The following is a 23,807-nucleotide window of genomic DNA, read 5'->3' as shown; positions in this document are numbered from 1 at the left end:
CAGGAAGAGTCAGGTAAACGGTACGACGTGTTGTCCGTCGCCCTAAAGACGACTCTACAGCTGGAGCTTGTCGACGCGCACAAATATACATACGCAGGTCCACACGTCACAACGCCCGCAAGGCGCCGCTCTGAAGCAGCGATCCTTGCGGGCGCAAACCTGCGGGTCGGGCGGGTCGGGCTTTACGCGTCGACGCCGAACGACTTGGCCAGAGGCCCCAGGCCGCCAGCGAAGCCCTGGCCGATCGCCTTGAACTTCCACTCGGCGCCGGCGCGATAGAGCTCGCCGAAGATCATCGCCGTTTCGGTCGAGCCGTCTTCGGACAGGTCGTAACGCGCCAGTTCCTTGTCGCCGTCGGCGTTCAGGCAGCGGATGTAGGCCTTGCCGACCATGCCGAAGTTCTGCTTGCGCGACTCGGCTTCGTGAATGGTCACGCAGAACGAGATCTTGTCGATGTCGGCCGGTACCGCGCTCAGGTCGACATTGACCTTCTCGTCGTCGCCTTCGCCGGCGCCCGAGGTGTTGTCACCCGCATGCACCACCGAACCATCGCTCGACTTGAGGTTGTTGTAGAAAATGAAATCCGCATCGGCGCGCACTTTACCGTCAGCCTTGAGCATGAAAGCGCTGCCGTCGAGGTCGAACGCGCTGCCGTCGGTCGCGCGCGGATCCCAGCCGAGGCCGATAACGACCTTGGTCAGTCCCGGAGCTTCCTTGCTGAGGTTGACGTTGCCGCCTTTTTGCAAACTGATTGCCATGTAGAACTCCTTGTAACGGGTTGAGGGACACTTTCACGCCAGCATCCTGGCGGTGATAACAAAATTACAGTGTTGCAATTTCCGGTCGTAATATACAACGTGCCAGCCGCACTGTATATGGGCGCACATGATTAGTAGGCAAGCGCTAAATTCTGTTTTTGAGGTTTTCGCGTCACGCCGCTCTGGGCGTTGCTGGACAGAAATCACCGCTGGCCATAAACTGGCGAGGTTACCTCCAGGCTTTACCATACTGTCCATGACCCCAGATCTTGCTATCCGCCGTTCCATCCGCAAGGTCTCGCATGCCGACTTTGCCGCCTATCCTATCTGGGAATGGGCGATCGACGAGGAAGTCAACCTGGGCAATGGCGAGTCGTTCGTGCGCCCGACCAGCCTGGACGCGGTGCCGCTCGATCCGCTCGGCCATTATATTGTGGCGGCCAACACCACCCTGAGCGATGGCGTGATCCTGCCGTCCTGCGTCGAAGTGAGCACGCGCGGCAAGAAGCAGCATGTCGAGCCGATGTTCGTGTTCCTGCTGGACCGGCACCTCGATTTCGCCGGGGTCGAGACCACCGCGCTGTTGAGCCGCTACACCAAGCGCGTCAATATCTATCCGGTGCGCTGGGAAATGGCGGTGCCGATGGCGGGCGAGACGCGCCTGCGCAGCGGCAAGGTGCGGCGCGGGCTGTGGGAGCGCCTGGCGCAGTTCTGGGCCCGCCTGCGGCTCGGTTCGGGCGGACAGCCGCTGGCGCGTTAATCAACCTAATAACGCAAACCAACGCAATAACGCAAACGCAATAACGCAAACGCAATAACGCAAACGCAAACGCAAACGCAAACGCAAACGCAAACGCAAACGCGTTTCGAGCCACGAACCGCAAGACCGTCTCCCCCGCGAAGGCGGGGGCCCATAGCACCTTTGCTCAGAGGTGCTATGGACCCCCCGCCTGCGCGGGGGAGACGGATAAAAAGCTAGCGAAAACAATGGCAATATCCGTTTTTGTGCGCTTTTGCGCCCCCCTCGAATACCTCGCGCATCACACCTGCCTCACCCGCCGTACAACACATCGACATACCTCCAACTAAGTTGTTGCGTCAAGCCTTTTTGCGTGCTATCCTAGCCGGCTTCGGTATGGATTCGTGTGTTTTTGAATCTGTCCTTTACTTGGTAGTTAAACAGTCAGCCCCGCCCAATCGCAGGTGGGAATGGAGAAAAAATGAGCCTAGGCCTTCTCGGTCGCAAGGTTGGAATGATGCGCATCTTTACGGATGAAGGGGACTCGATCCCTGTCACCGTTCTGGACGTGTCGAACAACCGTGTCGCACAAATCAAAACCCCTGAAACAGATGGTTATTCCGCTGTCCAGGTCGCATTCGGTCAACGTCGCGCTTCCCGCGTGACCAAAGCTGTTGCGGGTCACCACGCTAAAGCCGGCGTCGAAGCTGGCACCATGTTGCGCGAATTCCGCGTCGACGCGGGTAAAGCAGCCGAACTGAAAGCTGGCGATGTTGTCGCCGCTTCCCTGTTCGAAGTCGGTCAGAAGATCGACGTCCAGGGCGTTACGATCGGTAAGGGTTACGCCGGCGTCATCAAGCGTTACCACTTCGCTTCCGGTCGCGCAACGCACGGTAACTCGCGTTCGCACAACGTTCCAGGTTCCATCGGTATGGCGCAGGATCCAGGTCGTGTTTTCCCTGGTAAGCGCATGACCGGTCACCTCGGTGACGTGAATCGTACCGTACAGAATCTCGAAATCGCCCGTATTGATGCCGACCGTCAGCTGTTGCTGGTCAAAGGTGCCGTACCAGGTGCGAAAAATGGCCAGGTGATCGTTTCGCCAGCTATTAAATCCAAAGTTCAGAAGGGAGCTTAATTATGGAACTCAAGCTTCTGAATGAGCAAGGTCAAGCAGGTTCGAACGTCGCCGCAGCCGATACCGTTTTCGGTCGTGACTACAACGAAGCGCTGATCCACCAGATCGTCGTCGCCTACGCTGCCAACGCACGTGGCGGTAACCGCAAGCAGAAAGATCGTGAAGAAGTTCACCACACGACCAAGAAGCCATGGCGCCAAAAAGGTACCGGCCGCGCGCGTGCTGGTATGTCGTCCTCGCCACTGTGGCGCGGCGGCGGTCGGATTTTCCCGAACTCGCCTGACGAAAACTTCACCCACAAAGTGAACAAGAAGATGTATCGCGCAGGTATCTGCTCGATCCTGTCGCAACTGGCCCGCGAAGAGCGCCTGGTTGTGGTTGAAGGCATGAACATCGATGCTCCTAAAACCAAGCTGCTGTCGCAAAAGCTGCAGGGCATGGGTCTGGAATCGGTCCTGATCATCGCTGACAACCTCGCGGATAACCAGAACCTGTTGCTGGCATCGCGCAATCTGCCGAACGTGCTCGTCGTTGAGCCGCATCAGGCCGATCCGATGTCGCTGGTGTTCTACAAAAAAATCGTGGTCACCAAAGCAGCACTGGCCAAGATCGAGGAGATGTTCGCATGAGCGGCGTAATCAAATTTTCCGAAGAGCGCCTGATGAAGGTGCTCCAGGCGCCGGTCATTTCCGAGAAGGCCACCATGGTCGCGGAAAAGAACGAGCAGATCGTGTTCCGCGTATTGCCGGATGCGACCAAGCCTGAAATCAAGGCAGCCGTTGAACTGTTGTTCAAGGTTGAAGTGCTGTCGGTGCAGACAGCCAATCGCCAAGGTAAACAAAAGCGTTCGGGCCGTTTCAATGGCCGTCGCAACCATACCAAGCGTGCTTTCGTGTGCCTCAAGCCTGGCCAGGAAATCAACTTCTCCGAGGAGGCTAAATAATGGCACTCGTAAAGATGAAACCAACCTCACCAGGCCGTCGCGGCATGGTGAAGGTTGTGAACCCGGACCTGTACAAAGGTCGTCCGTTCGCAGCCCTGGTTGAAAAGAAATCGAAAACTGCCGGCCGTAACAACAACGGTCACATCACCACCCGCCACATCGGCGGTGGTCATAAGCAGCACTATCGCCTGATCGACTTCAAGCGTCAGAAGGATGGTATTCCGGCAAAGGTCGAGCGTATCGAATACGATCCAAACCGTACCGCGAACATCGCCCTGCTGTGCTATGCAGACGGTGAGCGCCAGTACATCATCGCAACCAAGGGCATGTCCGTTGGCGATTCGGTGATGAACGGTTCGGAAGCGCCGATCAAGTCGGGCAACTGCCTGCCTATCCGTAACATCCCAGTCGGCACCGTGATGCATTGCGTCGAGATGCTGCCAGGTAAAGGTGCCCAGATGGCACGTACCGCCGGCGCTGGTGTTGTTCTGATGGCGCGTGAAGGTACCTACGCTCAAGTGCGTCTGCGCTCGGGTGAAGTGCGCCGCGTGCACATCGAATGCCGTGCAACGGTTGGCGAAGTCGGTAATGCCGAGCACAGCCTGCGCAAGATCGGTAAAGCTGGCGCGATGCGCTGGCGCGGTGTTCGTCCTACCGTTCGCGGTGTGGTCATGAACCCGGTCGATCACCCGCACGGTGGTGGTGAAGGTAAAACCGCAGCTGGTCGTCATCCAGTGTCGCCTTGGGGCCAACAGACGAAGGGTAAGAAGACGCGCCGTAACAAGCGTACGACTTCGATGATCGTCTCGCGCCGCGGCAAGAAATAAGGATAAGACATGACACGTTCATTGAAAAAAGGGCCGTTTATCGACGCCCACCTGGTGAAAAAAGTCGAAACCGCGCAAGCGAACAAAGACAAGAAGCCAGTCAAAACCTGGTCGCGCCGTTCGACGATCTCGCCAGACTTCATCGGCCTGACGATCGCAGTGCATAACGGCAAGCTCCACGTGCCGGTATACATCTCCGAGAACATGGTTGGTCACAAGCTCGGCGAATTCGCACTGACCCGTACGTTCAAGGGCCATGCCGCTGACAAGAAGGCGAAGAAATAATGGAAACCAAAGCTATCCTCAAAGGTGTGCGCCTGTCCGACCAAAAAGGTCGTCTGGTTGCCGATCTGATCCGTGGCAAGAAAGTTGACGCAGCACTCAACATCTTGCAGTTCAGCCCGAAAAAAGGTGCAACGATCATCAAGAAGGTTCTGGAGTCCGCCATCGCGAACGCCGAGCACAATGATGGCGCTGACATCGACGAGCTGAAGGTCGTCCAGATCTACGTTGAAAAGGGTCCTATCCTGAAGCGCTTCACTGCACGCGCTAAAGGCCGGGGTGATCGCATCTCAAAACAATCCTGTCACATCTACGTGACTGTCGGCAACTAAGGGGTCACGATGGGACAGAAGATTCATCCAACAGGCTTTCGCCTGTCAGTAACCCGTAACTGGGCATCGCGTTGGTACGCGGGCAATGGTAACTTTGCCCAAATGCTGAACGAAGATCTCAAGGCACGTGCGTTCCTGAAAAAGAAACTGAAGAACGCTTCGGTTGGCCGCATCGTCATCGAGCGTCCTGCCAAGAACGCGCGCTTCACGATCTACAGCTCGCGTCCAGGCGTGGTCATTGGTAAAAAAGGCGAAGACATCGAAGTACTGAAGTCGGCGCTGACCAAGATCATGGGCGTTCCTGTGCACGTGAACATCGAAGAAATCCGCAAGCCGGAAATCGACTCGCAGCTGATCGCCGATTCGATCTCGCAGCAGCTGGAAAAGCGCATCATGTTCCGCCGCGCTATGAAGCGCGCCATGCAAAACGCCATGCGTCTGGGTGCCCTGGGCATCAAGATCATGTCGTCGGGCCGTCTGAACGGCATCGAAATCGCACGTAAAGAGTGGTACCGCGAAGGCCGCGTGCCTCTGCACACCCTGCGCGCCGATATCGATTATGGCACCAGCGAAGCAGCAACGACCTACGGCATCATCGGCGTCAAGGTCTGGGTATACAAGGGTGACCGCGCGCCGAACGGCGACGCACCAGTCATCGATACCCCGGCTGACGAGAAGAAGAGCCGCGGTCCGCGCCGTGATGATGGCAAGCCAGCAGGTCGTCCGCGTCCAGCCGGTGCTCCAGGCGGTCGTCCAGGTTCAACCCCAACTGGCGCTCCAGTCGTCCGTGCTCGTCCTGCAGTCGCAGTGAAGAAGCCGGAAGCGGCTGCTGCTGCACCAGCTGAGAAAGCAGGAGAATAATCATGCTGCAACCAGCACGCAGGAAGTATCGTAAAGAGCAGAAAGGCCGTAACACCGGCATTTCGCACACACGCGGCACCGCTGTCTCGTTCGGTGAATTCGGTCTGAAGGCAGTTGCCCGCGGCCGTATCACTGCTCGTCAGATCGAAGCAGCTCGTCGTGCCATGACCCGTCACATCAAGCGCGGTGGTCGTATTTGGATCCGTATTTTCCCGGACAAGCCAATTTCGAACAAGCCAGCTGAAGTCCGTATGGGTAACGGTAAAGGTAACCCGGAGTACTACGTCGCTGAAATCCAGCCAGGCAAGGTACTGTACGAAATGGACGGCGTCGATGAGACGCTGGCCCGGGAAGCGTTCCGTCTGGCCGCCGCCAAACTGCCACTGGCAACGACGTTCGTCGTACGCCAGGTCGGCCAATAAAAGGAGTCGTATATGAAAGCAACAGAACTCCGCGGCAAAGACCAGGCAGCTCTTCAGAAAGAGCTGAATGATTTGTTGAAGGCACAGTTCGGCATGCGCATGCAAATCGCTACGCAGCAGCTGAGCAACACTTCGCAACTCAAGAAGGTACGCCGCGACATCGCGCGTGTGAAGACTGTCATGAACTCGAAGGAAGCCAAATGACCGAAACTACTAAAGTCGCCCTGAAGCGCACCTTGGTCGGTAAAGTGGTTTCCGACAAGATGGACAAGACTGTTACCGTCCTGATCGAGCGTCACGTCAAGCACCCGTTGTACGGCAAGATCATCATGCGTTCGAACAAGTATCACGCGCATGACGAAACCAACTCGGTCAAGACCGGTGATACGGTCGAGATTCAAGAAGGTCGTCCGATCTCGAAGACCAAGGCTTGGACTGTTACCCGCGTTGTGCAAGCAGCGCAGGTAATCTAAATCGTTGCGGGACAGGGCATGGTTCATCGCCGTTGCCCTGTCCTCAACTGACTAGAGATTGGTTGCGGGACAGGGCATGGTTCATCGCCGTTGCCCTGTCCTCAACTGACTAGAGTCTGATCAGACCAGCCTAGTAGCATCAGAAGTACCAGTAGTGCCGGATGGGGGTGTCGCTTTTTTGAGCGGCAGCCAGCTTCCGGATAAAAGTTCTTGCGGGTCCGCCAGTATTGTGTGATACTAGCGGGCTTCGTTCATGTAACGCCGCATTTATCAGTCACCCCGGTGGCAGCGGCCTGCAACGAAAGTTTTTGGAAAGTCCATCACCCAATCAATCGACCCAGCAGGGGAGGTTGGCGGGACCAAGACTGACCGCAGGCCCACATTGTGGGGATTCTTCGGCTTAAGTTGGGAAAGAGAATACTATGATTCAAACTGAAAGCCGGCTCGAAGTAGCCGACAATACCGGTGCCAAGGAAGTCATGTGCATCAAGGTATTGGGCGGTTCCAAGCGCCGTTATGCTGGCATTGGCGACGTGATCAAGGTAACCGTCAAGGTTGCTGCGCCACGCGGCCGTGTCAAAAAAGGTGAAATTTATAACGCTGTGGTTGTGCGTACCGCTAAAGGTGTGCGCCGCCAAGACGGCTCCCTGGTGAAGTTCGACGGCAATGCTGCTGTTTTGCTCAACGCCAAGCTCGAGCCGATCGGTACCCGGATTTTTGGACCAGTCACGCGCGAACTGCGCACTGAAAAGTTCATGAAGATCGTGTCCCTGGCACCTGAAGTCCTGTAAGGAGTCGTAATGGATAAGATTCGTAAAAACGACGAAGTCATCGTTCTGACCGGGAAAGACAAGGGCAAACGCGGTGTTGTTCAGCAACGTATCGATGCTGAGCATGTCGTGGTTGAAGGCGTCAACGTCGCTAAAAAAGCGACCAAGCCGAACCCAATGACCGGTGTAACTGGTGGTATCGTCGACAAGACAATGCCGATTCACGTGTCCAACGTTGCATTGTTTAATGCAGCGACTGGCAAGGCAGACCGCGTGGGCTTCAAAGACGTAGACGGCAAGAAAGTCCGCGTTTTCAAGTCCTCCGGCGAAGTAGTGAAGGTTTAAGACATCATGGCCCGTCTCCAAGCATTTTATAAAGATAAGGTCGTTGCCGACCTGGTCGCCAAATTTGGCTACAAATCGGCAATGGAAGTCCCGCGCCTGACCAAGATCACCCTGAACATGGGTGTTGGTGAAGCCATCGCCGACAAGAAGGTTCTCGAGCACGCTGTCGCCGACCTGACCAAGATCGCCGGCCAGAAGCCAGTGACCACCAAGTCGCGCAAAGCTATCGCGGGTTTCAAAATCCGTGAAGGTTACCCGATCGGTACCATGGTCACCCTGCGCGGTGCCCGTATGTACGAATTCCTGGATCGTTTCATCACCGTGGCCCTGCCGCGCGTGCGTGACTTCCGTGGCGTCAATGGCCGTTCGTTCGATGGCCGTGGTAACTACAACATCGGTGTCAAGGAACAGATCATTTTCCCTGAAATCGAGTACGACAAGATTGACGCGTTGCGCGGTATGAATATCAGCATCACGACAACCGCCAAGACCGACGACGAAGCGAAAGCTCTGCTCGCCGCCTTTAAATTTCCGTTCAGAAACTGAGATCATGGCAAAACTAGCACTGATTAACCGCGAACAGAAGCGTGCAGACCTGGTGGAGAAATTCGCCCCGAAGCGTGCCGCTCTGAAAGCCATCATCGACGACCAGTCGAAGTCGGAAGAAGAACGTTATGAAGCCCGTCTGAAGTTGCAGGCTCTGCCGCGCAACTCGGCCCCGACCCGCCAGCGTAACCGCTGCGCCGTGACCGGCCGTCCACGTGGCACATTCCGTAAATTCGGTCTGGCCCGTATCAAGCTCCGTGAATTTGCCATGCGTGGTGAGATTCCGGGTATGACTAAAGCAAGCTGGTAATAGGAGAATAAGCAATGAGTATGAGCGATCCTATCGCCGATATGCTGACCCGCATTCGCAACGCACAAGGTGTTCAAAAGACGACCGTGGCCATGCCATCGTCGAAAGTTAAAGTAGCGATTGCTGTCGTCCTCAAGGACGAGGGTTACATTGAAGATTTCGCCGTCACCGCAACCGGTGGCAAGGCGGAACTGAAGATCGGTTTGAAGTATTACGTTGGCCGTCCGGTCATCGAGCGCTTAGAGCGCGTGTCCCGTCCGGGTCTGCGCGTCTACAAAGGCAAAGATGACATCCCTACCGTGATGAATGGCCTGGGTGTGGCGATCGTGTCGACCCCGCAAGGCGTCATGACCGACCGCAAAGCACGCGCCACCGGTGTCGGCGGCGAAGTTATTTGCTACGTGGCTTAAGGAGTATCGACAATGTCCCGAGTAGCTAAAATGCCGATCGCTGTCCCAGCTGGCGCCGATGTGGCGATCACTGCAGCAGCGATCACCGTCAAGGGCCCGTTGGGCACCATGACCCAGGCCCTGAACGGCCTGGTAAAAGTAGAAAACAAAGATGGCACGCTGAGCTTCGACGTCGTCGACGACAGCCGTGAGTCGAACGCGATGTCCGGCACCTTGCGTGCCCTGGTCAACAATATGGTGACCGGCGTGACCAAAGGCTTCGAGAAGAAGCTGTCCCTGGTGGGCGTGGGCTACAAAGCCCAGGCCGCCGGCGACAAGCTGAACCTGTCGCTGGGTTTCTCGCACCCTGTTGTGCACTCGATGCCAGCAGGCGTGACTTGCGCCACCCCAACCCCGACCGAAATCATCATCAAGGGTATCGATCGTCAACAGGTTGGTCAGGTCGCTGCAGAAGTGCGCGCTTACCGCTCCCCTGAGCCTTACAAAGGCAAGGGCGTCCGCTATGTGGACGAAGTGGTTAAGCTTAAAGAAACCAAGAAGAAATAATAGGGCTGACCATGGACAAGAAAGAATCACGTCTGCGTCGTGGACGCCAGACCCGCATCAAGATCGCGGAACTGAAAGTAAATCGTCTGTCGGTACATCGTACCAACCAGCACATTTACGCCAACCTGATCAGCCCGGACGCGAAAATCCTGGTCTCGGCGTCCACCGCCGAAGCCGAAGTTCGCGCCGAGCTGGCAGGCAAGTCCGGCAAGGGTGGCAATGCCGCCGCTGCCGCCTTGATTGGCAAGCGCGTCGCCGAGAAAGCACTGAAAGCAGGGATTACCGAAGTTGCGTTCGACCGCTCCGGTTTCCGTTACCACGGCCGTGTGAAGGCGTTGGCAGAAGCCGCGCGTGAAGCCGGTCTGAAGTTCTAAGGAAGAATCGTCATGGCAAAAATGCAAGCGAAAATGCAAAGCGACAAGCCGGATGATGGCATGCGCGAAAAGATGATCGCGATCAACCGCGTGACCAAAGTGGTCAAGGGTGGTCGTATCATGGGTTTTGCAGCACTGACCGTTGTGGGCGACGGCGATGGCCGTATCGGCATGGGCAAGGGCAAATCGAAAGAAGTGCCAGTGGGCGTGCAGAAGGCAATGGAAGAAGCCCGTCGTAACCTGATCAAGGTTCCTCTGAAGAACGGTACTTTGCACCACACAGTTACCGGCCGTCACGGCGCATCGAAAGTAATGATGATGCCAGCCAAGCCAGGTACCGGCGTGATCGCGGGTGGCGCCATGCGCGCTATCTTCGAAGTAATGGGCGTAACCGATGTCGTGGCGAAATCCACGGGCTCGTCGAACCCTTACAACCTGGTCCGCGCTACCCTGGACGGTCTGTCGAAAATGAGTACTGCTTCCGATATCGCTGCGAAACGCGGCAAGTCGGTTGAAGACATTCTGGCTTAAGGCGGACAAAATGACACAAGCTACCAAAACAGTCAAAGTTCAGTTGGTCATGGGCCTGATCGGCACGCGCGAATCGCATCGCGCTACCGTTCGCGGTCTGGGTCTGCGTCGCGTCAACTCGGTTTCCGAGCTGGAAGACACCCCTTCGGTGCGCGGCATGATCAACAAAGTTTCGTACCTCGTTAAAGTTGTTTCGTAAGCCTTCGGGCTTATGAACGGAGAAAACAATGGAATTGAATACAATTCAACCAGCTGAAGGCGCCAAGCATTACAAGCGCCGCGTAGGCCGTGGTATTGGTTCGGGCATCGGTAAAACCGCTGGCCGTGGCCACAAAGGTCAGAAGTCGCGTTCGGGCGGTTTCCACAAGGTCGGCTTCGAAGGCGGTCAGATGCCTCTGCAGCGCCGTTTGCCTAAGCGTGGTTTCAAATCGCTCAATGCAACGTTCAAGGCTGAAGTGCGTCTGTCCGACTTGAACAACCTGGCGGTCGGCGATGTCGACATCCTGGTGCTCAAGCAAGCAGGCGTTCTGCAAGTGCTGGCGCGCGATGTGCGCGTGATCCTGTCCGGCGAGATCACCAAAGCGGTGAACCTCAAGGGCTTGAAAGTAACGGCAGGCGCGAAAGCGGCCATCGAAGCAGCTGGCGGCACGGTAGCGTAAGTTGCAGGCTAACAGCTTGATCGGAGCATAAATTGGCGACTAATTCACAACTTGGTAAAAGTGCAGCAGCCGGTTTCCCATGGAGTCGGCTCTGGTTTTTGCTCGGCGCGTTGGTCGTGTATCGTCTGGGTGCCCATGTCCCTGTTCCAGGGATTAACCCGGATGTACTGGCTGAGACGTTCAGCAGGAATCAAGGCGGCATCCTGGGCATGTTCAACATGTTCTCGGGTGGCGCGCTGGAGCGTGCAGCAGTCTTCGCTCTCGGTATTACGCCGTACATTTCGGCTTCGATCATCATGCAGTTGGCCGGCCTCGCAATTCCGGCCGTCGAGGCATTGAAGAAAGAAGGCGAAGCCGGACGCCGCAAGATCACCCAGTACACGCGCTACTTCACGGTGGTGCTGGCACTGGTGCAGGCAACTTTCATCGCTGTCGGCCTTGAAGCATTGCCGGGCCTGGTGATTGATCCTGGCATGGCTTTCCGTTTCGTGGCGGTCGTTTCGCTGCTGACCGGTACCATGTTCCTGATGTGGCTGGGCGAGCAGATTACCGAACGAGGCCTCGGCAACGGGATTTCGATCATTATCTTTGCGGGGATTGCCGCTGGTTTGCCATCGGCGCTGAGTAGCTTGTTCTCGCTCGTGTCGAACGGTGCCATCAGCAGCCTGTCAGCGATTTTCATCATTCTGCTGGTCGGATTCGTTACTTTTGGTGTGGTATTTGTTGAACGTGGCCAGCGCAAGATCCTGGTCAACTATGCGAAGCGCCAGGTTGGCAACAAAGTCATGGGTGGTCAGACCAGCCATTTGCCTTTGAAGCTGAACATGGCAGGCGTGATCCCGCCGATCTTCGCATCGTCGATCATCTTGTTCCCGGCCACCATCGTGGACTGGTTCACGAAAGGCAAAGATTCCAGCACACCGGTAGTCGGTTTCCTGAAAGACTTGGCAGCATCGATGGGGCCAGGCGAGCCTATCCATGCTCTGTTGTATGCAGTGGCAATCGTGTTTTTCTGTTTCTTCTATACGGCGCTGGTCTTTAACAGCAAGGAAACAGCGGATAACCTGAAGAAAAGCGGTGCCTTCGTGCCGGGGATTCGTCCCGGCGACCAGACGGCGCGTTATATCGACAAGATCCTGATGCGCTTGACACTGGCCGGAGCGGTGTACATCACTTTAGTGTGCTTGTTGCCGGAATTTATGCAGGCCCGTTGGAAAGTGCCATTCTATTTTGGCGGTACTTCCCTGTTGATTATTGTGGTTGTCACCATGGACTTCATGGCTCAAGTACAAAACTACGTCATGTCGCAGCAATATGAATCGCTGCTGCGCAAGGCAAATTTCAAGGGCGGAATTCCGACGCGCTAACCGGCGGTTACCGCGAACCAGGAGTGTACAGACCGAATGGCAAAAGACGACGTCATACAAATGCAGGGCGAGATTCTTGAGAATCTCCCTAATGCAACGTTTCGAGTAAAGCTGGAAAACGGGCACGTGGTGCTCGGACACATTTCGGGTAAAATGCGGATGAACTACATCCGCATCCTGCCCGGCGACAAAGTCACGGTGGAATTGACGCCGTATGACTTGAGCCGGGCCCGCATTGTGTTCCGGACCAAGTAAATTTAAGTAATCAATCCGAACATAAGAGAGTGCAAATATGAAAGTTCTCGCATCAGTCAAGCGGATCTGCCGCAACTGCAAGATCATCAAGCGCAAAGGCGTCGTCCGCGTAATCTGCGTGGAACCGCGTCACAAGCAGCGTCAAGGTTAATTTAACGTTATTTATTGAGGAATAACGAATGGCACGTATTGCAGGGGTTAATATCCCCAATCATCAGCACACCGTAATCGGCCTCACGGCTATCTACGGTGTTGGCCGCCCGCGCGCACAGAAGATCTGCGCACAAACGGGTGTTGCGACCAACAAAAAGGTCAAGGACCTGGACGACAGCGAACTGGAAAAACTGCGTGATGCCGTCGGCACTTTCGTAGTCGAAGGCGATCTGCGTCGTGAACTGTCCATGAACATCAAGCGTTTGATGGATCTGGGCTGCTACCGCGGTATGCGTCACCGTAAGGGTCTGCCTTGCCGCGGCCAGCGTACACGCACCAATGCCCGTACTCGCAAGGGTCCGCGCAAGGCCGCACAATCGCTTAAGAAATAATAGGACAACACCATGGCTAAGCAACAAAGCAGCGCCGCAGCAGCGCGCGTTCGCAAAAAAGTTAAAAAGAACGTCGCTGAAGGCATCGCACATGTCCACGCATCGTTCAACAACACCATCATCACGATCACCGATCGCCAGGGCAATGCCCTGTCGTGGGCGACGTCCGGCGGTGCTGGCTTCAAGGGTTCGCGTAAATCGACCCCGTTCGCAGCGCAGGTTGCGGCAGAAGCAGCAGGCAAGGTCGCTGTCGAATGCGGCGTGAAGAACCTCGAAGTACGCATCAAGGGCCCAGGTCCTGGTCGTGAATCGGCTGTTCGCGCTTTGAACAACCTGGGTATCAAGATCACCGAAATCCAGGACGTGACGCCAGTGCCGCACAACGGCTGCCGTCCACCGAAGCGTCGTCGTATCTGATACGGCCCGCTGGCGACCGGAACACCGTTTCCGGCCGTTTGTTGTAAATTAGTCGTTGATGATCGCCGGCGCAGTCCCCGAATAGGGTATACTGCCCGGCTGTTGTCGCCTGTCGCGTATTTTTCGCACAGGTATATTGTCAGCCACCGTCTGGCGCATCGCGTACGGACTAGCGCCTGGCCAGCATCACAGGATGCCGCCGGGGCGTCATTATTCTAAAGGAAACATTGTGGCACGTTATATCGGACCTAAAGCAAAACTGTCCCGCCGTGAAGGTACGGACCTGTTCCTCAAGAGCGCACGTCGCTCGCTCGATTCGAAATGCAAACTGGACGTCAAGCCAGGCCAGCACGGTGTCAAATCCGGTGCTCGTACCTCGGACTACGGTAACCAACTGCGCGAAAAGCAAAAAGTCAAGCGTATGTACGGCGTTCTCGAGCGTCAGTTCCGCCGCTACTTCGCTGAAGCAAACCGTCGCAAGGGCAACACCGGCGAAGCGCTGCTGCGTTTGCTGGAAGCGCGTCTCGACAACGTCTGCTACCGCATGGGCTTCGGCTCGACCCGCGCTGAAGCGCGTCAGCTGGTCAGCCACAAAGCGTTCACCGTCAACGGTAACGTTGTGAACATCGCCTCGTACGCTGTCAAGACCGGCGACGTCATCGCTGTTCGCGAAAAGTCGAAAAAGCAAGTGCGTATCGTTGAAGCCCTGTCGCTGGCTGAACAAGTTGGTATGCCTAGCTGGGTTTCGGTTGATTCGAAGAAAATGGAAGGCACCTTCCGTTCGTTCCCAGAGCGTAACGAAATCGCTAACGACGTCAACGAATCGCTGATCGTCGAACTGTATTCGCGTTAATCGGCCACGTTGCGGGCAGCCTGGCTGTCCGCATACTGGTTGCCCCGGCCTGTCCGGGAGCCAATTGTCGGCTTCCCGCCACGCGGGGGGCCGTCCCCACGAAGGTGGGGAGCCAAGTTTCTCGCGCAAGCGAGAATTTTCATTTCTAATGCCATCAGCCTTATCGGTGTAACGAGCCGAGGGTATTGAAAAGGACATTTCATGCAAAACAGTCTGTTGAAGCCACGTATTATCGATGTTGAAACGCTCGGTGCCGGTCACGCCAAAGTCGTGATGGAGCCGTTCGAACGTGGCTATGGCCACACATTGGGTAATGCGTTGCGCCGCGTACTGCTGTCGTCGATGGTCGGCTACGCGCCAACCGAAGTGACGATCGCCGGCGTTGTCCATGAGTATTCGTCGCTGGACGGCGTGCAAGAAGACGTGGTCGACCTGTTGCTGAACCTGAAGGGCGTGGTCTTCAAAGTCCACAACCGCGATTCCGTCACGCTGACCCTGAAAAAGGAAGGCGAGGGCGCGATCCTGGCTTCCGACATCGACCTGCCGCATGACGTCGAACTGATCAATCCAGACCACGTGATTGCCCACTTGACCGCTGGCGGCAAGCTGGACATGCAGATCAAGGTCGAAAAAGGCCGTGGCTATGTGCCGGGCAACGTCCGTCGCCTGTCGGAAGACACCAACAAGACCATCGGCCGCATCATCCTGGACGCGTCGTTCTCGCCGGTGCGCCGCGTGTCGTACTTCGTTGAATCGGCCCGCGTCGAACAGCGTACCGACCTCGACAAGCTGGTGATCAATATCGAAACCAACGGCGTGATCACGCCGGAAGAAGCGATCCGTCAATCGGCGCGCGTGCTGGTCGATCAACTGAACGTGTTCGCGGCGCTGGAAGGCACCGAAGCGGCTGCCGAAGCGCCTTCGCGTGCACCGCTGGTCGATCCGATCCTGCTGCGTCCGGTCGACGACCTGGAACTGACCGTGCGTTCGGCCAACTGCCTGAAAGCCGAAAACATTTACTACATCGGCGACCTGATCCAGCGTTCGGAAAACGAACTGCTCAAGACGCCGAACCTGGGCCGCAAGTCCCTGAACGAAATCAAGGAAGTGCTGGCATCGCGCGGCTTGACCTTGGGCATGAAGCTCGAAAACTGGCCACCAGCCGGCCTCGAGAAGTAATTTTTGCAGCACCGTCCGGGACAGGGGTTCCGGGCGTATCACTCCATACCAACCGGCCCGCGCTGATCCAGCAATGGAAACGCGATCGAAGAGCTGGATTTAAACAACTCGAAAGGAATTACCATGCGTCACCGTCACGGCCTTCGCAAGCTGAATCGTACTTCGTCCCACCGTCTGGCAATGCTGCGCAACATGACCGTTTCCCTGCTGCGTCATGAAGCCATCAAAACCACCGTGCCAAAAGCCAAGGAACTGCGCCGCGTTGTCGAGCCAATCCTGACGATGGGCAAGACCGATACCTTGGCCAACAAGCGTCTGGCATTTGCCCGCCTGCGCGACCGCGAAATGGTGTTGAAGCTGTTCGCCGAACTCGGCCCACGTTACGCAAACCGCAACGGCGGCTACCTGCGTATCCTGAAAATGGGTTTCCGCGTTGGCGACAATGCACCAATGGCTTACGTTGAACTGATGGACCGTCCAGAAGTCACCGAAGTTGAAGACGCACCAACCGCTGAGTAATCGGCGCGGTACGTAAAAAAAGCCAGGCCCAGCCTGGCTTTTTTTACGTCTGTACGCCGGCGGGAGCCTATGCATCGCCTTAAAAAGTGATGAATGTATGCATTCTGGGTGGAAATATCGCAAGAAAAAAGCATAACAAGAGATGCTAAATACCTATCTGAAAGTTGGGTATTTACATAAAGATAATACTTTACTGCAAGACTTTGAGCCTCTACACTGTTGCCTCCCGGAATTTATACATATAAACAGGAGATAACATTGAATACAACAAAACGTATCGTAGGCGTGGCGATTCTTGCAGCCTTCGCCGGTTGCGGCGGCGGATCCGGCAATAAGGACGTCGTTGGGACGCTTGGCGGCGCCATGCAGCCCGGTGTCGCCACGCCGCCGCAGGCCGCTACGCCAGCCGTGCCCGAGGTGACGCCAGGCGCCCCCGTGCCCCCGGTTAGCGCCACGCCCCCGGTCGATAACGTGCCCCCGGTTGGCGATACGCTACCACCCGGCACCGTCATTCCTGATGGCTACCTGCCCCCGGTCAGCGGGGTGCAGCCAGGCGCCAGCGCGCCCGAGGCTGCCGTACCGCCGGCAGCGGGCGTGCCTCCTGTGGCCGTCGTGCCGCCAGCCGTCGTCGTGCCCCCGGCGGTCGTGCCCCCAGCGGTCGTGCCCCCAGCAGTCGTGGCGCCCCCAGCGGTCGTGCCGCCAGCGGTCGTGCTGCCCCCGGCGCTCGTACCGCCGGCGCTCGTGCCGCCGGTGGTCGTACCGCCGACGGTCGGCGTGCCTCCGGTGGTGAGCGTGCCGCCGGTTATCGTGCCGCCGGCGCCCGCCCTTGCTTTCCCCGAACCAAACTCGGCCACATACGACCGCAGTACGGCGCTCGCCTTCTACGACACCACGCCAATGGCCAGCCGCGTGCCGTACGCAAAGACCTGCAAGGGTCGTTCGGCGCAATGGTCCAGTTCGTCCAAAGCCACGCTGTCAACCCGTCCGGCAACGAAGCGGCGAACTTGCCGCGTCTGACCACCGAGCGCGATGCACTGCTCCTGATTACCCCCGACGCCGCTTTGGGCAATGTGGAAACCCTGCAACTGACCGTGACGGTCGATGGCGCCGCCAGGCCGCTGCTGGCCATGCGCGCGCCGCAGGCTTTGTTCACGGCCGACCGCCCCGGCGCCGACGAGCGTCACGACGTGGTCTACTCGCACAAGGCCTGGTCGGTCGTGCTGCCCTGGAATTGGGTCAAGCCGGGCATGACCTTGAGCGTCCGTGACGACAAGGGCCGCACCGGCACGCTCGGCGCTGCCGCGATCGACTTCGCCGCACCCGCCGAACTGGTCATCGCCAGCATCCAGCTCGGCATGCTCGCAGACCCGCCGGCCAGCAGCGGCCACTACATGCTGACCGATGCCGCCGCCGCCGCCACCGACTATTTCCAGACGGTCCCCATATCGAAGCTGACCGTCGCCTCCTACGAGCCGCTCAAGCTGGCCCGCGTCATGGTATCGAGCGGCGTCATCTATGACGTGGCCAGCGCCACCAGCGGCGACGTCTACGGCGGCGACATGCGTGCCGATACGGCCAAGTCCACCTTCAGTACCGGCATCAACATGGCGAACTGGGGCGTTACCAGCTCGAATATGCAAAGCCAGAAGCAGCCGCACATCACCCAGGCGGCCACCATCCATCATGCGCGCGGCAAGTACACCAACGGCCTCGTCACCCACGGCCTGAGTGGCGGCAATGGAATCCTGACCCTGATCGACTCGGTGGGTAACGAATTCAGCCATGAGATCGGCCATCATTACGGGCTCGGCCACTATCCTGGCCAGGTCGGCGCCAACTGTTTCGATTGCGCGCATCACCATGACAGCGGCTGGGGTTTCATTGCCAACCGCAACCACATGCGCGCCAACCTGAACTGGGGCAGCAAGAGCCTGGGCGACGGCAGCAACGGCGTTCCCAATTTTGCCAAACTGTACCCGTTCGGATGGGACTCGATGGCCGGCGGCTTTTCGTCGAGCAGCATGTCGCGCTACACCCACTACACCGGCTACAGCACCAGGCAGAAGATCCAGCCGGCGCTGGACAAAGCGGTGTTTTCTGCGGACTCGCCGACCGGCTACCGCAAGTGGAATGCCACCCTGCGTGCCATGGAGAACACTGCGCCAGCGCTGCCAAGTTCGACTACCGAGTGGTACAACACGAGCGGCGGCAAATTTGCGCCGCCGCGCAAGCATGGCGTACCGGTCTGGACCATTCTCGGCGGCTACGACCCGGTCGCCGCAGTCGGCCTGCTGTATCCGGCCGCACGCGGCAACTGGGGCAACACCTTCGACCTGCCGCAACCGGCCGCGAATGCCAGTACGCGCCAATGCTGGCTGAGCGTCGACTTTGCCGCCGCGGCCAGCAAGAAGATTGCGCTGGCACCCAACCGGATGGGCGTCAACGCCAACAAGCTGCACGTCCAGCTGGCCCAGGACGAACAGCCGACCCAGGTGAAGCTGTTCTGCCAGGAACCGGGCGCGACGGCCAGGGAACTGTCCACGATCGCCATTCCCGGCAATCTTGCAGCCATGCCGCCGGCAGTACGGGTCGGGCGCGAGTTCGGCTACGCGGCGCTGCGCAAGGCTGAGATGCCGCGCTTCCAGACCGCACTGCTAGCATTGTCCGGACGCAAGGTGCTGGCACTCGACACCAGCGCGGCCCTGTTATTCGACAGTTATGCCGACAACTTTGCCAACGAATTGAGCAGCGCGGCACGGGCCCAGCTCGAACGCTATCAGACCCAGAACGACATCGCACGCCGCCTGAACCGCTGGATGGTTGCCTACGCCGCCAAACTGGACCAGAAGGATCCTGCGGCCCACAGTGCCTTGCTCGCACTGATCGAGAAACTGGGATTGAAAAGCACGCCGCAGATGCCGGCCGGCCAGTTGCTCAAGAATGGAAGCAATTGCCTGAAGACTGAAACGGTCGGCAACGCATTGCAACTGTTTATTTCGAATGCGGCCGGCTGCAGCGGTCAGCAAACCGAAAGCTGGGTCCAGGACGCCGCCGGCCGCATCCGTAGCGGGGCCCAGCTCGACCAGTGCCTGACCGATATGGGCGGCAGCAATCGGGTGACCTTGTCGACCTGCAGCCCGCGTGCCGACAACCAGGTATGGGATACCACCGTTGCAGGGTCGGTCAAGCGCGGTACTCGCTGTTTCGACCTGGCCAATGGCTTCCTGACCAACGGCCGTGGCAACCTCATCACTTATGGATGTACCGGCAACGCCAATCAGAAGTGGACGGGGCTGACCATGAGCGAGAACTTGCTGTTGCCGCTCACCGACGCGGCCAACGTGAAAAACTTGCCGTCCAGGTAAGGCGCCGGCGCGCCCTTCCTGGTCTTGAGGGTCGGAAAATCCGGCCCTCATCCGCCCTGGATGAAATCTTCCGCCACCTGCCCGATGTCGGGATAAATCCAGTCCGCCTCGATGCAGTCGGCCGCGTGCTGGCCAATGAAACGCACCAGTTCGCGCGCCGCGTACGGCAGGCGCCGGTCGCGCGGGGCCACCAGATACCAGTTGCTTTCCAGCGGAAAACCCTCCACGTCGAGCACCGCCAGCCGTTCGCGGCCCTCCTGCAAGGTGTGCTCGGAGATGACCGACAAGCCCAGTCCCGAGGCGACGCTGAGGCGGATCGCTTCGTTGCTTTCGATTTCCATGCTTTTCTCCAGCCCCAGCCCGCGCCCGGACAGCCACGCTTCGAACATCATGCGCGTGGCCGACCCCGGTTCGCGCATCAGGAAGCGTTCGCCCGCCAGGCGCGCGAACGGCAGCCTGGCCACGCCGGCCGCCCAGTGCCCCAGCGGCGCGATCAGTTGCAATGGGTTCTTGAGCATGCGCGCGCTGCGCACCGACGGGCCGCTCGGCGGATGGCTGAACAGATACAGGTCGTCTTCGCGCTTGTCGAAACGTTCCAGCACCCTGGCCCGGTTGGCTACGCTCAGGCGCACCTCGACCTCGGGATAGCTGGCCGCAAACGGACCCAGCAAGCGCGGCAGCACATATTTGGCGGTGGTGACCACGCAGATCCGCACATGCCCGGCATGCCCCCCCCGGGCGCGCTCCAGGAAGCCGGCGAAGTCGTCGAAGCGGTCGAGCACATCGCAGGCCGCCCGGTACAGTTCGCGGCCGGCCAGGCTCGGCTCCATGCGCGCGCTGCCGCTCTCGAACAAGGGTTCGCCGACCGCTTCGGCCAGCCTTTTGAGCTGCAGCGACACGGTCGGCTGGGTCAGGTGCAGCACGCGCGCCGCCGCCGAGACGCTGGCGCAACGCACCACTTCCACATACACCTGCAACAGCCGGAAACTCAGGTGCCGCACATTCATTGATGATCCTCTATGGGGTGTGGTTGAACAATTTATTATCCAATATACGTAACTTTCGGCAAACTCGCGATCCTGTCTTTGCCGGAGTGCACATGTTAGATATCGTCATTGCTTTTTTCGCGCTCGGGCTGGTCGCCGGGCTGGTCAAGTCGGACCTGAAAGTCCCGGTGGCGATTTACGACACCCTGGCGATCCTGCTGATGCTGGTGCTCGGCCTGAAAGGCGGCATGGCCTTGCACGGCGCCCTGGGCGCGGCCCTGCTGCCGGAACTGCTGGCAGTCGCCGCGCTCGGCCTGGTGCTGCCGGTCGCGTGCTATCCGGTGCTGCGCCGCCTGGTGCGGCTCTCGTCCGACGACGCCAGCAGCGTGGCAGCCCATTACGGCTCGGTCAGCGCCGGCACCTTCGCCGTCGTGGTGGCACTGGCCGAACGCTCCGGCCTGGCGCTGGCGCCGCAGACCACCTTGTATCTGGTGATGCTGGAACTGCCCGCCATCGTGCTGATGCTCCTGTGGCAGCGCCATCTGAGCGGCCGCGACGGCGGCGCCTGCGTGCTGTGGGAAGCGCTGACCAGCCGCGGCGTACTGCTTTTGGGTGGTGGCGTGCTGATCGGGTATCTGTACGGCCCGGTGGGGCTGGCCCCGCTCAAGCCGGTGCTGATTGACGGCTTCAAGACCATGCTCTCGCTGTACCTGCTGGAAATGGGACTGTGCACCGCGCGCAGCTTCACGGCCTCGTCGCCGCTGCGGCACTGGCGCCTGATGGTGTTTGCGGTGCTGGCGCCATTCGCGCTGGCCTGGGCCGGGATTGCCGTCGCGCTGTTATTGCGACTGCCTGAGGGCAGCGCCCTGGTGCTGGCCGCGCTGGCCGCCAGCGCCTCGTACATTGCGGCGCCGGCGGCGATCCGCAGCGCCATTCCGAATGCCGACCTGGGATTGGCGACCTTGGCCGCTCTGGGCATCACCTTCCCGGTGAACGTGTTGTTGGGCCTGCCGGTTTATCAACGCTGGGTGCATTGTTTTTACTGAAGACACATGACCGGCTTCCCTCCCGCGGCGACTGGCAACAAGCGTCATCGCCTCCCTAACCTAAGAGTATGTGGAAATCCACTCGTTATGTTCGTCATCGAGAACAGGGTCCGCGAAGTCAACATACGGCTCGTCTTTATAGTCCTTTCCGCTCCGGATTCTCGCCCCGAAACGCAGATTCAAAGCCGGGCTATCGAGGTCAATATTCAAGTCGGATCGCAGCTTGCGTTTGTAATACGCAAAATCTTTCGGATAGAACGAAACGCGGCTGAGCCGGTTGTTGAAGAAGTGTAAGCGAGCAGTTCCCAGGGCTCCGTGGTCCATCACATTCTCAACTGAAACAACTAGCAAGTGGTACGGCGGACGCTTGTCGGATGGACCAGTTTTGGTATTTTCGATCACTTTCCAATCGGCTGGCTTGACTGCGAGGCTTTGCATGACCGCTTGCGGCGAATCGTAGCTATGAACGGTCAGCGTCAGCATTACCGGCCTTGGGTCGGCCGGACGGCAGCCTGACAGAAAAACGCACACCAGAAGAAGCAGATATTTTATGAGTGACATCGGTGAGCTTGATTTGTGATGGAGATAGCCTGCTGGATCGAAAGCGCTTTGCGGGATATCTTCCCGCATTCCCGGGCTGTTCGTGCCCGACGGGCTGGGGGCGACGCGCCATGCCATTGTGACGACGCGCTTCAGCCTCGATTATCCCGTCGCACCAGTGAGCTTTTCCACGAGCGTGGCGGTCAATTCATCAGGATTGGCATGCATGCCATCCTCACATTTTGTCAGCGAGTCGCAGAAACGGAATACGGTCTCCTGGATGCGTGAGCGGTCTCCCAACTGAAGCATGCAGCACAAAAGCAGTTCGGCGACCTTGGCATCGCGCCACACCTGTCCCAGTGCGGAGAATTCGTCGTCCTTGAGACTGGACAATGCCGCAAGCGCGTCGGCAAATCGCCGCCGGTCGTAGTAATAATGGCCCAGGTAGAGACGCGCGAACCGGTGGCCGGGATCGATCTCCAGGGACTTTTGCAAATGCCAGGTCACCTTGCTGTTACGTGTCTGCGTCTCTTGCGGATGCAGATACCATGCGTAGCCAAGCGCATAATGGGTTTCGGCAGTGTGCACAGTGTCTGGCGCTGAAAGAGCGCTGATTGCCTGCTCAAGCAGCTGCGAGCGAACCAAAGGATCAATCTCGCCGTCCGCGTCGCCGATCGCCTGAAATGGATTAAATACGCAGTTATTCATCATGAGCTTTTATCATCAACGCGCCGTCCATGTTGGCATGTGTATTCAAGAGTCGATTTCATGCTGACGGAAACTCCTGATCGTGATTAACTATAGCGTCATCGAGCGAATCGAACCAAGAACAACGCTCGGTCGGCGATGTTTCGATGAGCAGCTCCACAAACTGTGCGGCGAAGTTGTGCGCCGAAGCGGGAGTCAGTGGCAATCGAAAAAAATCCGCGCTTTGCAGCGCGAACTTGTCGTTGTGCAAATCTTGAAGGCACGTGTATCGAACAGCCGAGACAGCGTCAAGACGTCTCCACACCATGACTTCTTTGAATAGCTCGGTCATCCTGCATCCCCTTGCGTAATCATGCTCTGGTGCCAATACCACCGTTCGTCCGCCAGCCAGGCAAACCTCTTGTTTTCCGCCAGCGGGGCCAGCGGCGCCATTGGAATCTGATATCGATAGAACAGGGCAATCAACTCCCGCAGCGTATTGTGGTTGAGGTGCTTCTGAACGATGCTCACTTGCAGTTGGTGCGCTATTCCCCGGTATCCGGACACTGCCGGGTTGTCGCCCAGCCCCTCAAAGAAGCGACGTTCGTCTCCCGCCGAGTAGAACGAATTCAGGTCGATCATCAGTTTCATAGGCAAGTCCTCAATCCACCGTCTGGTTTTACCGGTCGTGCTCGCGCAAGGCGCATCGGCGGGCACTTCAGGCGAGCCATTATAGAGCCCCGGCCATGCCCCAGCGCAGACGAGAACTCTTCCCCGGGTGT

The 23,807-nt window shown here is 58.2% G+C and carries 38 protein-coding genes; 32 read left to right on the top strand and 6 right to left on the bottom strand.

From position 1 onward, the window contains the following. Window positions 1–182: 182 nt before the first annotated feature. Window positions 183–758, bottom strand: coding sequence for a TerD family protein (locus tag F1609_RS09765; protein ID WP_167076249.1), 576 nt, complete (start codon window positions 756–758; stop codon window positions 183–185). 256 nt (window positions 759–1,014) lie between these two features. On the opposite strand from F1609_RS09765, the gene F1609_RS09760 reads away from it, so the two are divergent. From F1609_RS09760 to F1609_RS09610, 31 genes are all read left to right on the top strand, one after another. Next, window positions 1,015–1,518, top strand: coding sequence for a hypothetical protein (locus tag F1609_RS09760; protein ID WP_166870756.1), 504 nt, complete (start codon window positions 1,015–1,017; stop codon window positions 1,516–1,518). Window positions 1,519–1,978: 460 nt separating this feature from the next. Beyond that, window positions 1,979–2,635, top strand: coding sequence for a 50S ribosomal protein L3 (gene rplC / locus F1609_RS09755; RefSeq protein WP_166870758.1), 657 nt, complete (start codon window positions 1,979–1,981; stop codon window positions 2,633–2,635). A gap of 2 nt (window positions 2,636–2,637) precedes the next feature. Next, the gene (rplD, locus tag F1609_RS09750; RefSeq protein WP_166870760.1) at window positions 2,638–3,264 is read left to right on the top strand and encodes a 50S ribosomal protein L4; all 627 of its coding nucleotides are present in this window, start codon (window positions 2,638–2,640) and stop codon (window positions 3,262–3,264) included. Then, the gene (gene rplW / locus F1609_RS09745) at window positions 3,261–3,578 is read left to right on the top strand and encodes a 50S ribosomal protein L23 (RefSeq protein ID WP_166870762.1); all 318 of its coding nucleotides are present in this window, start codon (window positions 3,261–3,263) and stop codon (window positions 3,576–3,578) included. The genes rplD and rplW overlap by 4 nt, the downstream gene beginning before the upstream one ends. Beyond that, entirely contained in the window at window positions 3,578–4,405 is an 828-nt protein-coding gene (gene rplB / locus F1609_RS09740) for a 50S ribosomal protein L2 (protein ID WP_054265823.1), read from the top strand. Before rplW ends, rplB begins: the two co-directional genes overlap by 1 nt. Before the next feature lie 9 nt (window positions 4,406–4,414). Then, window positions 4,415–4,690 (top strand): 30S ribosomal protein S19, encoded by a 276-nt coding sequence (rpsS, locus tag F1609_RS09735; protein WP_054265824.1) that lies wholly within the window; start codon window positions 4,415–4,417, stop codon window positions 4,688–4,690. Further along, the gene (rplV, locus tag F1609_RS09730) at window positions 4,687–5,019 is read left to right on the top strand and encodes a 50S ribosomal protein L22 (RefSeq protein WP_181002795.1); all 333 of its coding nucleotides are present in this window, start codon (window positions 4,687–4,689) and stop codon (window positions 5,017–5,019) included. Before rpsS ends, rplV begins: the two co-directional genes overlap by 4 nt. A 9-nt stretch (window positions 5,020–5,028) precedes the next feature. Further along, entirely contained in the window at window positions 5,029–5,880 is an 852-nt protein-coding gene (rpsC, locus tag F1609_RS09725) for a 30S ribosomal protein S3 (RefSeq protein WP_166897191.1), read from the top strand. Window positions 5,881–5,882: 2 nt separating this feature from the next. After that, the gene (gene rplP, locus F1609_RS09720; protein ID WP_167076248.1) at window positions 5,883–6,302 is read left to right on the top strand and encodes a 50S ribosomal protein L16; all 420 of its coding nucleotides are present in this window, start codon (window positions 5,883–5,885) and stop codon (window positions 6,300–6,302) included. 12 nt (window positions 6,303–6,314) lie between these two features. Further along, window positions 6,315–6,506: a 50S ribosomal protein L29 gene (gene rpmC, locus F1609_RS09715; protein WP_054265828.1), complete on the top strand. Its 192-nt coding sequence runs from the start codon at window positions 6,315–6,317 to the stop codon at window positions 6,504–6,506. After that, complete coding sequence (gene rpsQ, locus F1609_RS09710; RefSeq protein ID WP_054265829.1) at window positions 6,503–6,775, top strand: 30S ribosomal protein S17; 273 nt, start codon at window positions 6,503–6,505, stop codon at window positions 6,773–6,775. The genes rpmC and rpsQ overlap by 4 nt, the downstream gene beginning before the upstream one ends. Before the next feature lie 422 nt (window positions 6,776–7,197). Continuing rightward, complete coding sequence (gene rplN, locus F1609_RS09705; RefSeq protein WP_008444317.1) at window positions 7,198–7,566, top strand: 50S ribosomal protein L14; 369 nt, start codon at window positions 7,198–7,200, stop codon at window positions 7,564–7,566. A 9-nt stretch (window positions 7,567–7,575) separates the two neighbouring features. Beyond that, entirely contained in the window at window positions 7,576–7,890 is a 315-nt protein-coding gene (rplX, locus tag F1609_RS09700) for a 50S ribosomal protein L24 (RefSeq protein ID WP_099873836.1), read from the top strand. A gap of 6 nt (window positions 7,891–7,896) precedes the next feature. Continuing rightward, the gene (rplE, locus tag F1609_RS09695; RefSeq protein WP_054265831.1) at window positions 7,897–8,436 is read left to right on the top strand and encodes a 50S ribosomal protein L5; all 540 of its coding nucleotides are present in this window, start codon (window positions 7,897–7,899) and stop codon (window positions 8,434–8,436) included. Between the two features lie 4 nt (window positions 8,437–8,440). Continuing rightward, on the top strand, window positions 8,441–8,746 hold the full coding sequence (gene rpsN / locus F1609_RS09690) for a 30S ribosomal protein S14 (RefSeq protein WP_054265832.1): 306 nt from the start codon (window positions 8,441–8,443) through the stop codon (window positions 8,744–8,746). A gap of 14 nt (window positions 8,747–8,760) precedes the next feature. Beyond that, complete coding sequence (gene rpsH / locus F1609_RS09685) at window positions 8,761–9,156, top strand: 30S ribosomal protein S8 (RefSeq protein WP_166897186.1); 396 nt, start codon at window positions 8,761–8,763, stop codon at window positions 9,154–9,156. A gap of 12 nt (window positions 9,157–9,168) precedes the next feature. Then, window positions 9,169–9,702: a 50S ribosomal protein L6 gene (gene rplF / locus F1609_RS09680; protein ID WP_054265834.1), complete on the top strand. Its 534-nt coding sequence runs from the start codon at window positions 9,169–9,171 to the stop codon at window positions 9,700–9,702. A gap of 11 nt (window positions 9,703–9,713) precedes the next feature. Then, window positions 9,714–10,076, top strand: a complete 363-nt coding sequence (gene rplR / locus F1609_RS09675) for a 50S ribosomal protein L18 (protein WP_054265835.1) — start codon at window positions 9,714–9,716, stop codon at window positions 10,074–10,076. Between the two features lie 12 nt (window positions 10,077–10,088). Then, the gene (gene rpsE / locus F1609_RS09670) at window positions 10,089–10,607 is read left to right on the top strand and encodes a 30S ribosomal protein S5 (RefSeq protein WP_054265836.1); all 519 of its coding nucleotides are present in this window, start codon (window positions 10,089–10,091) and stop codon (window positions 10,605–10,607) included. A gap of 10 nt (window positions 10,608–10,617) precedes the next feature. Then, window positions 10,618–10,806 carry a 50S ribosomal protein L30 gene (rpmD, locus tag F1609_RS09665; protein WP_054265837.1) on the top strand — a complete coding sequence of 63 codons (189 nt, stop codon included), beginning with the start codon at window positions 10,618–10,620 and terminating at the stop codon, window positions 10,804–10,806. 28 nt (window positions 10,807–10,834) lie between these two features. Next, window positions 10,835–11,266 carry a 50S ribosomal protein L15 gene (gene rplO / locus F1609_RS09660; protein WP_054265838.1) on the top strand — a complete coding sequence of 144 codons (432 nt, stop codon included), beginning with the start codon at window positions 10,835–10,837 and terminating at the stop codon, window positions 11,264–11,266. Window positions 11,267–11,298: 32 nt separating this feature from the next. Further along, on the top strand, window positions 11,299–12,633 hold the full coding sequence (secY, locus tag F1609_RS09655) for a preprotein translocase subunit SecY (RefSeq protein WP_167076247.1): 1,335 nt from the start codon (window positions 11,299–11,301) through the stop codon (window positions 12,631–12,633). A 36-nt stretch (window positions 12,634–12,669) separates the two neighbouring features. Next, entirely contained in the window at window positions 12,670–12,888 is a 219-nt protein-coding gene (gene infA / locus F1609_RS09650; protein WP_005663428.1) for a translation initiation factor IF-1, read from the top strand. A gap of 37 nt (window positions 12,889–12,925) precedes the next feature. After that, complete coding sequence (rpmJ, locus tag F1609_RS09645; RefSeq protein WP_010394471.1) at window positions 12,926–13,039, top strand: 50S ribosomal protein L36; 114 nt, start codon at window positions 12,926–12,928, stop codon at window positions 13,037–13,039. A gap of 28 nt (window positions 13,040–13,067) precedes the next feature. Beyond that, complete coding sequence (gene rpsM / locus F1609_RS09640) at window positions 13,068–13,433, top strand: 30S ribosomal protein S13 (RefSeq protein ID WP_054265840.1); 366 nt, start codon at window positions 13,068–13,070, stop codon at window positions 13,431–13,433. Between the two features lie 12 nt (window positions 13,434–13,445). Continuing rightward, entirely contained in the window at window positions 13,446–13,850 is a 405-nt protein-coding gene (gene rpsK, locus F1609_RS09635) for a 30S ribosomal protein S11 (protein ID WP_008444339.1), read from the top strand. A gap of 229 nt (window positions 13,851–14,079) precedes the next feature. Then, complete coding sequence (rpsD, locus tag F1609_RS09630; RefSeq protein WP_054265841.1) at window positions 14,080–14,703, top strand: 30S ribosomal protein S4; 624 nt, start codon at window positions 14,080–14,082, stop codon at window positions 14,701–14,703. 201 nt (window positions 14,704–14,904) lie between these two features. After that, a complete protein-coding gene (locus F1609_RS09625) occupies window positions 14,905–15,882 on the top strand; it encodes a DNA-directed RNA polymerase subunit alpha (protein ID WP_126077545.1) in 978 nt (325 codons plus the stop codon). Between the two features lie 123 nt (window positions 15,883–16,005). Continuing rightward, window positions 16,006–16,401 (top strand): 50S ribosomal protein L17, encoded by a 396-nt coding sequence (gene rplQ, locus F1609_RS09620; protein ID WP_099873839.1) that lies wholly within the window; start codon window positions 16,006–16,008, stop codon window positions 16,399–16,401. Window positions 16,402–17,061: 660 nt separating this feature from the next. After that, window positions 17,062–17,418: a hypothetical protein gene (locus tag F1609_RS34085; RefSeq protein ID WP_187362975.1), complete on the top strand. Its 357-nt coding sequence runs from the start codon at window positions 17,062–17,064 to the stop codon at window positions 17,416–17,418. Then, on the top strand, window positions 17,349–19,766 hold the full coding sequence (locus F1609_RS09610) for a M66 family metalloprotease (protein ID WP_167076246.1): 2,418 nt from the start codon (window positions 17,349–17,351) through the stop codon (window positions 19,764–19,766). Before F1609_RS34085 ends, F1609_RS09610 begins: the two co-directional genes overlap by 70 nt. A 47-nt stretch (window positions 19,767–19,813) precedes the next feature. Here the strand turns inward: F1609_RS09610 and F1609_RS09605 are convergent, their stop codons facing one another. Beyond that, on the bottom strand, window positions 19,814–20,773 hold the full coding sequence (locus tag F1609_RS09605; RefSeq protein WP_167076245.1) for a LysR family transcriptional regulator: 960 nt from the start codon (window positions 20,771–20,773) through the stop codon (window positions 19,814–19,816). Between the two features lie 92 nt (window positions 20,774–20,865). Here F1609_RS09605 and F1609_RS09600 point away from each other — a divergent pair, with 92 nt between their 5' ends. Next, complete coding sequence (locus F1609_RS09600) at window positions 20,866–21,798, top strand: sodium-dependent bicarbonate transport family permease (protein WP_167076244.1); 933 nt, start codon at window positions 20,866–20,868, stop codon at window positions 21,796–21,798. 60 nt (window positions 21,799–21,858) lie between these two features. On the opposite strand, the gene F1609_RS09595 is transcribed toward F1609_RS09600, so the two are convergent. The 4 genes from F1609_RS09595 to F1609_RS09580 form a co-directional block, all read right to left on the bottom strand. After that, the gene (locus F1609_RS09595) at window positions 21,859–22,281 is read right to left on the bottom strand and encodes a hypothetical protein (RefSeq protein ID WP_167076243.1); all 423 of its coding nucleotides are present in this window, start codon (window positions 22,279–22,281) and stop codon (window positions 21,859–21,861) included. A gap of 219 nt (window positions 22,282–22,500) precedes the next feature. Then, window positions 22,501–23,049 (bottom strand): tetratricopeptide repeat protein, encoded by a 549-nt coding sequence (locus F1609_RS09590; RefSeq protein ID WP_167076242.1) that lies wholly within the window; start codon window positions 23,047–23,049, stop codon window positions 22,501–22,503. A gap of 55 nt (window positions 23,050–23,104) precedes the next feature. Continuing rightward, entirely contained in the window at window positions 23,105–23,377 is a 273-nt protein-coding gene (locus F1609_RS09585; protein ID WP_167076241.1) for a hypothetical protein, read from the bottom strand. Beyond that, window positions 23,374–23,676, bottom strand: coding sequence for a hypothetical protein (locus F1609_RS09580; protein ID WP_167076240.1), 303 nt, complete (start codon window positions 23,674–23,676; stop codon window positions 23,374–23,376). Before F1609_RS09580 ends, F1609_RS09585 begins: the two co-directional genes overlap by 4 nt. Window positions 23,677–23,807: the final 131 nt, after the last annotated feature.

The sequence above is a fragment of the Massilia aquatica genome, from assembly GCF_011682045.1.
Taxonomy (GTDB): domain Bacteria; phylum Pseudomonadota; class Gammaproteobacteria; order Burkholderiales; family Burkholderiaceae_D; genus Telluria_A; species Telluria_A aquatica.
The sequence above is the reverse complement of the archived record's forward strand: the minus strand, read 5'-3'. Positions and strand labels throughout refer to the sequence as shown.

Bases quoted from the DNA above. Each gene is read 5' to 3' on its own strand.
- F1609_RS09605 (WP_167076245.1), bottom strand. From the start codon at position 20,773: ATGAATGTGCGGCACCTGAGTTTCCGGCTGTTGCAGGTGTATGTGGAA.
- rplR (WP_054265835.1), top strand. From the start codon at position 9,714: ATGGACAAGAAAGAATCACGTCTGCGTCGTGGACGCCAGACCCGCATC.
- F1609_RS09765 (WP_167076249.1), bottom strand. From the start codon at position 758: ATGGCAATCAGTTTGCAAAAAGGCGGCAACGTCAACCTCAGCAAGGAA.
- rplW (WP_166870762.1), top strand. From the start codon at position 3,261: ATGAGCGGCGTAATCAAATTTTCCGAAGAGCGCCTGATGAAGGTGCTC.
- F1609_RS09600 (WP_167076244.1), top strand. From the start codon at position 20,866: ATGTTAGATATCGTCATTGCTTTTTTCGCGCTCGGGCTGGTCGCCGGG.
- rplN (WP_008444317.1), top strand. From the start codon at position 7,198: ATGATTCAAACTGAAAGCCGGCTCGAAGTAGCCGACAATACCGGTGCC.
- rplO (WP_054265838.1), top strand. From the start codon at position 10,835: ATGGAATTGAATACAATTCAACCAGCTGAAGGCGCCAAGCATTACAAG.
- rpsK (WP_008444339.1), top strand. From the start codon at position 13,446: ATGGCTAAGCAACAAAGCAGCGCCGCAGCAGCGCGCGTTCGCAAAAAA.
- F1609_RS09595 (WP_167076243.1), bottom strand. From the start codon at position 22,281: ATGCTGACGCTGACCGTTCATAGCTACGATTCGCCGCAAGCGGTCATG.
- rplC (WP_166870758.1), top strand. From the start codon at position 1,979: ATGAGCCTAGGCCTTCTCGGTCGCAAGGTTGGAATGATGCGCATCTTT.
- rpsN (WP_054265832.1), top strand. From the start codon at position 8,441: ATGGCAAAACTAGCACTGATTAACCGCGAACAGAAGCGTGCAGACCTG.
- rplD (WP_166870760.1), top strand. From the start codon at position 2,638: ATGGAACTCAAGCTTCTGAATGAGCAAGGTCAAGCAGGTTCGAACGTC.
- infA (WP_005663428.1), top strand. From the start codon at position 12,670: ATGGCAAAAGACGACGTCATACAAATGCAGGGCGAGATTCTTGAGAAT.
- F1609_RS09625 (WP_126077545.1), top strand. From the start codon at position 14,905: ATGCAAAACAGTCTGTTGAAGCCACGTATTATCGATGTTGAAACGCTC.
- F1609_RS09760 (WP_166870756.1), top strand. From the start codon at position 1,015: ATGACCCCAGATCTTGCTATCCGCCGTTCCATCCGCAAGGTCTCGCAT.
- rpsC (WP_166897191.1), top strand. From the start codon at position 5,029: ATGGGACAGAAGATTCATCCAACAGGCTTTCGCCTGTCAGTAACCCGT.
- rpsM (WP_054265840.1), top strand. From the start codon at position 13,068: ATGGCACGTATTGCAGGGGTTAATATCCCCAATCATCAGCACACCGTA.
- rpmJ (WP_010394471.1), top strand. From the start codon at position 12,926: ATGAAAGTTCTCGCATCAGTCAAGCGGATCTGCCGCAACTGCAAGATC.
- F1609_RS09610 (WP_167076246.1), top strand. From the start codon at position 17,349: ATGGTCCAGTTCGTCCAAAGCCACGCTGTCAACCCGTCCGGCAACGAA.
- F1609_RS09590 (WP_167076242.1), bottom strand. From the start codon at position 23,049: ATGATGAATAACTGCGTATTTAATCCATTTCAGGCGATCGGCGACGCG.
- rplQ (WP_099873839.1), top strand. From the start codon at position 16,006: ATGCGTCACCGTCACGGCCTTCGCAAGCTGAATCGTACTTCGTCCCAC.
- rplX (WP_099873836.1), top strand. From the start codon at position 7,576: ATGGATAAGATTCGTAAAAACGACGAAGTCATCGTTCTGACCGGGAAA.
- rplP (WP_167076248.1), top strand. From the start codon at position 5,883: ATGCTGCAACCAGCACGCAGGAAGTATCGTAAAGAGCAGAAAGGCCGT.
- rpmD (WP_054265837.1), top strand. From the start codon at position 10,618: ATGACACAAGCTACCAAAACAGTCAAAGTTCAGTTGGTCATGGGCCTG.
- F1609_RS09580 (WP_167076240.1), bottom strand. From the start codon at position 23,676: ATGAAACTGATGATCGACCTGAATTCGTTCTACTCGGCGGGAGACGAA.
- rpsQ (WP_054265829.1), top strand. From the start codon at position 6,503: ATGACCGAAACTACTAAAGTCGCCCTGAAGCGCACCTTGGTCGGTAAA.
- rpsE (WP_054265836.1), top strand. From the start codon at position 10,089: ATGGCAAAAATGCAAGCGAAAATGCAAAGCGACAAGCCGGATGATGGC.
- rpsS (WP_054265824.1), top strand. From the start codon at position 4,415: ATGACACGTTCATTGAAAAAAGGGCCGTTTATCGACGCCCACCTGGTG.
- rplE (WP_054265831.1), top strand. From the start codon at position 7,897: ATGGCCCGTCTCCAAGCATTTTATAAAGATAAGGTCGTTGCCGACCTG.
- rplB (WP_054265823.1), top strand. From the start codon at position 3,578: ATGGCACTCGTAAAGATGAAACCAACCTCACCAGGCCGTCGCGGCATG.
- rpsH (WP_166897186.1), top strand. From the start codon at position 8,761: ATGAGTATGAGCGATCCTATCGCCGATATGCTGACCCGCATTCGCAAC.
- rplF (WP_054265834.1), top strand. From the start codon at position 9,169: ATGTCCCGAGTAGCTAAAATGCCGATCGCTGTCCCAGCTGGCGCCGAT.
- rpmC (WP_054265828.1), top strand. From the start codon at position 6,315: ATGAAAGCAACAGAACTCCGCGGCAAAGACCAGGCAGCTCTTCAGAAA.
- F1609_RS09585 (WP_167076241.1), bottom strand. From the start codon at position 23,377: ATGACCGAGCTATTCAAAGAAGTCATGGTGTGGAGACGTCTTGACGCT.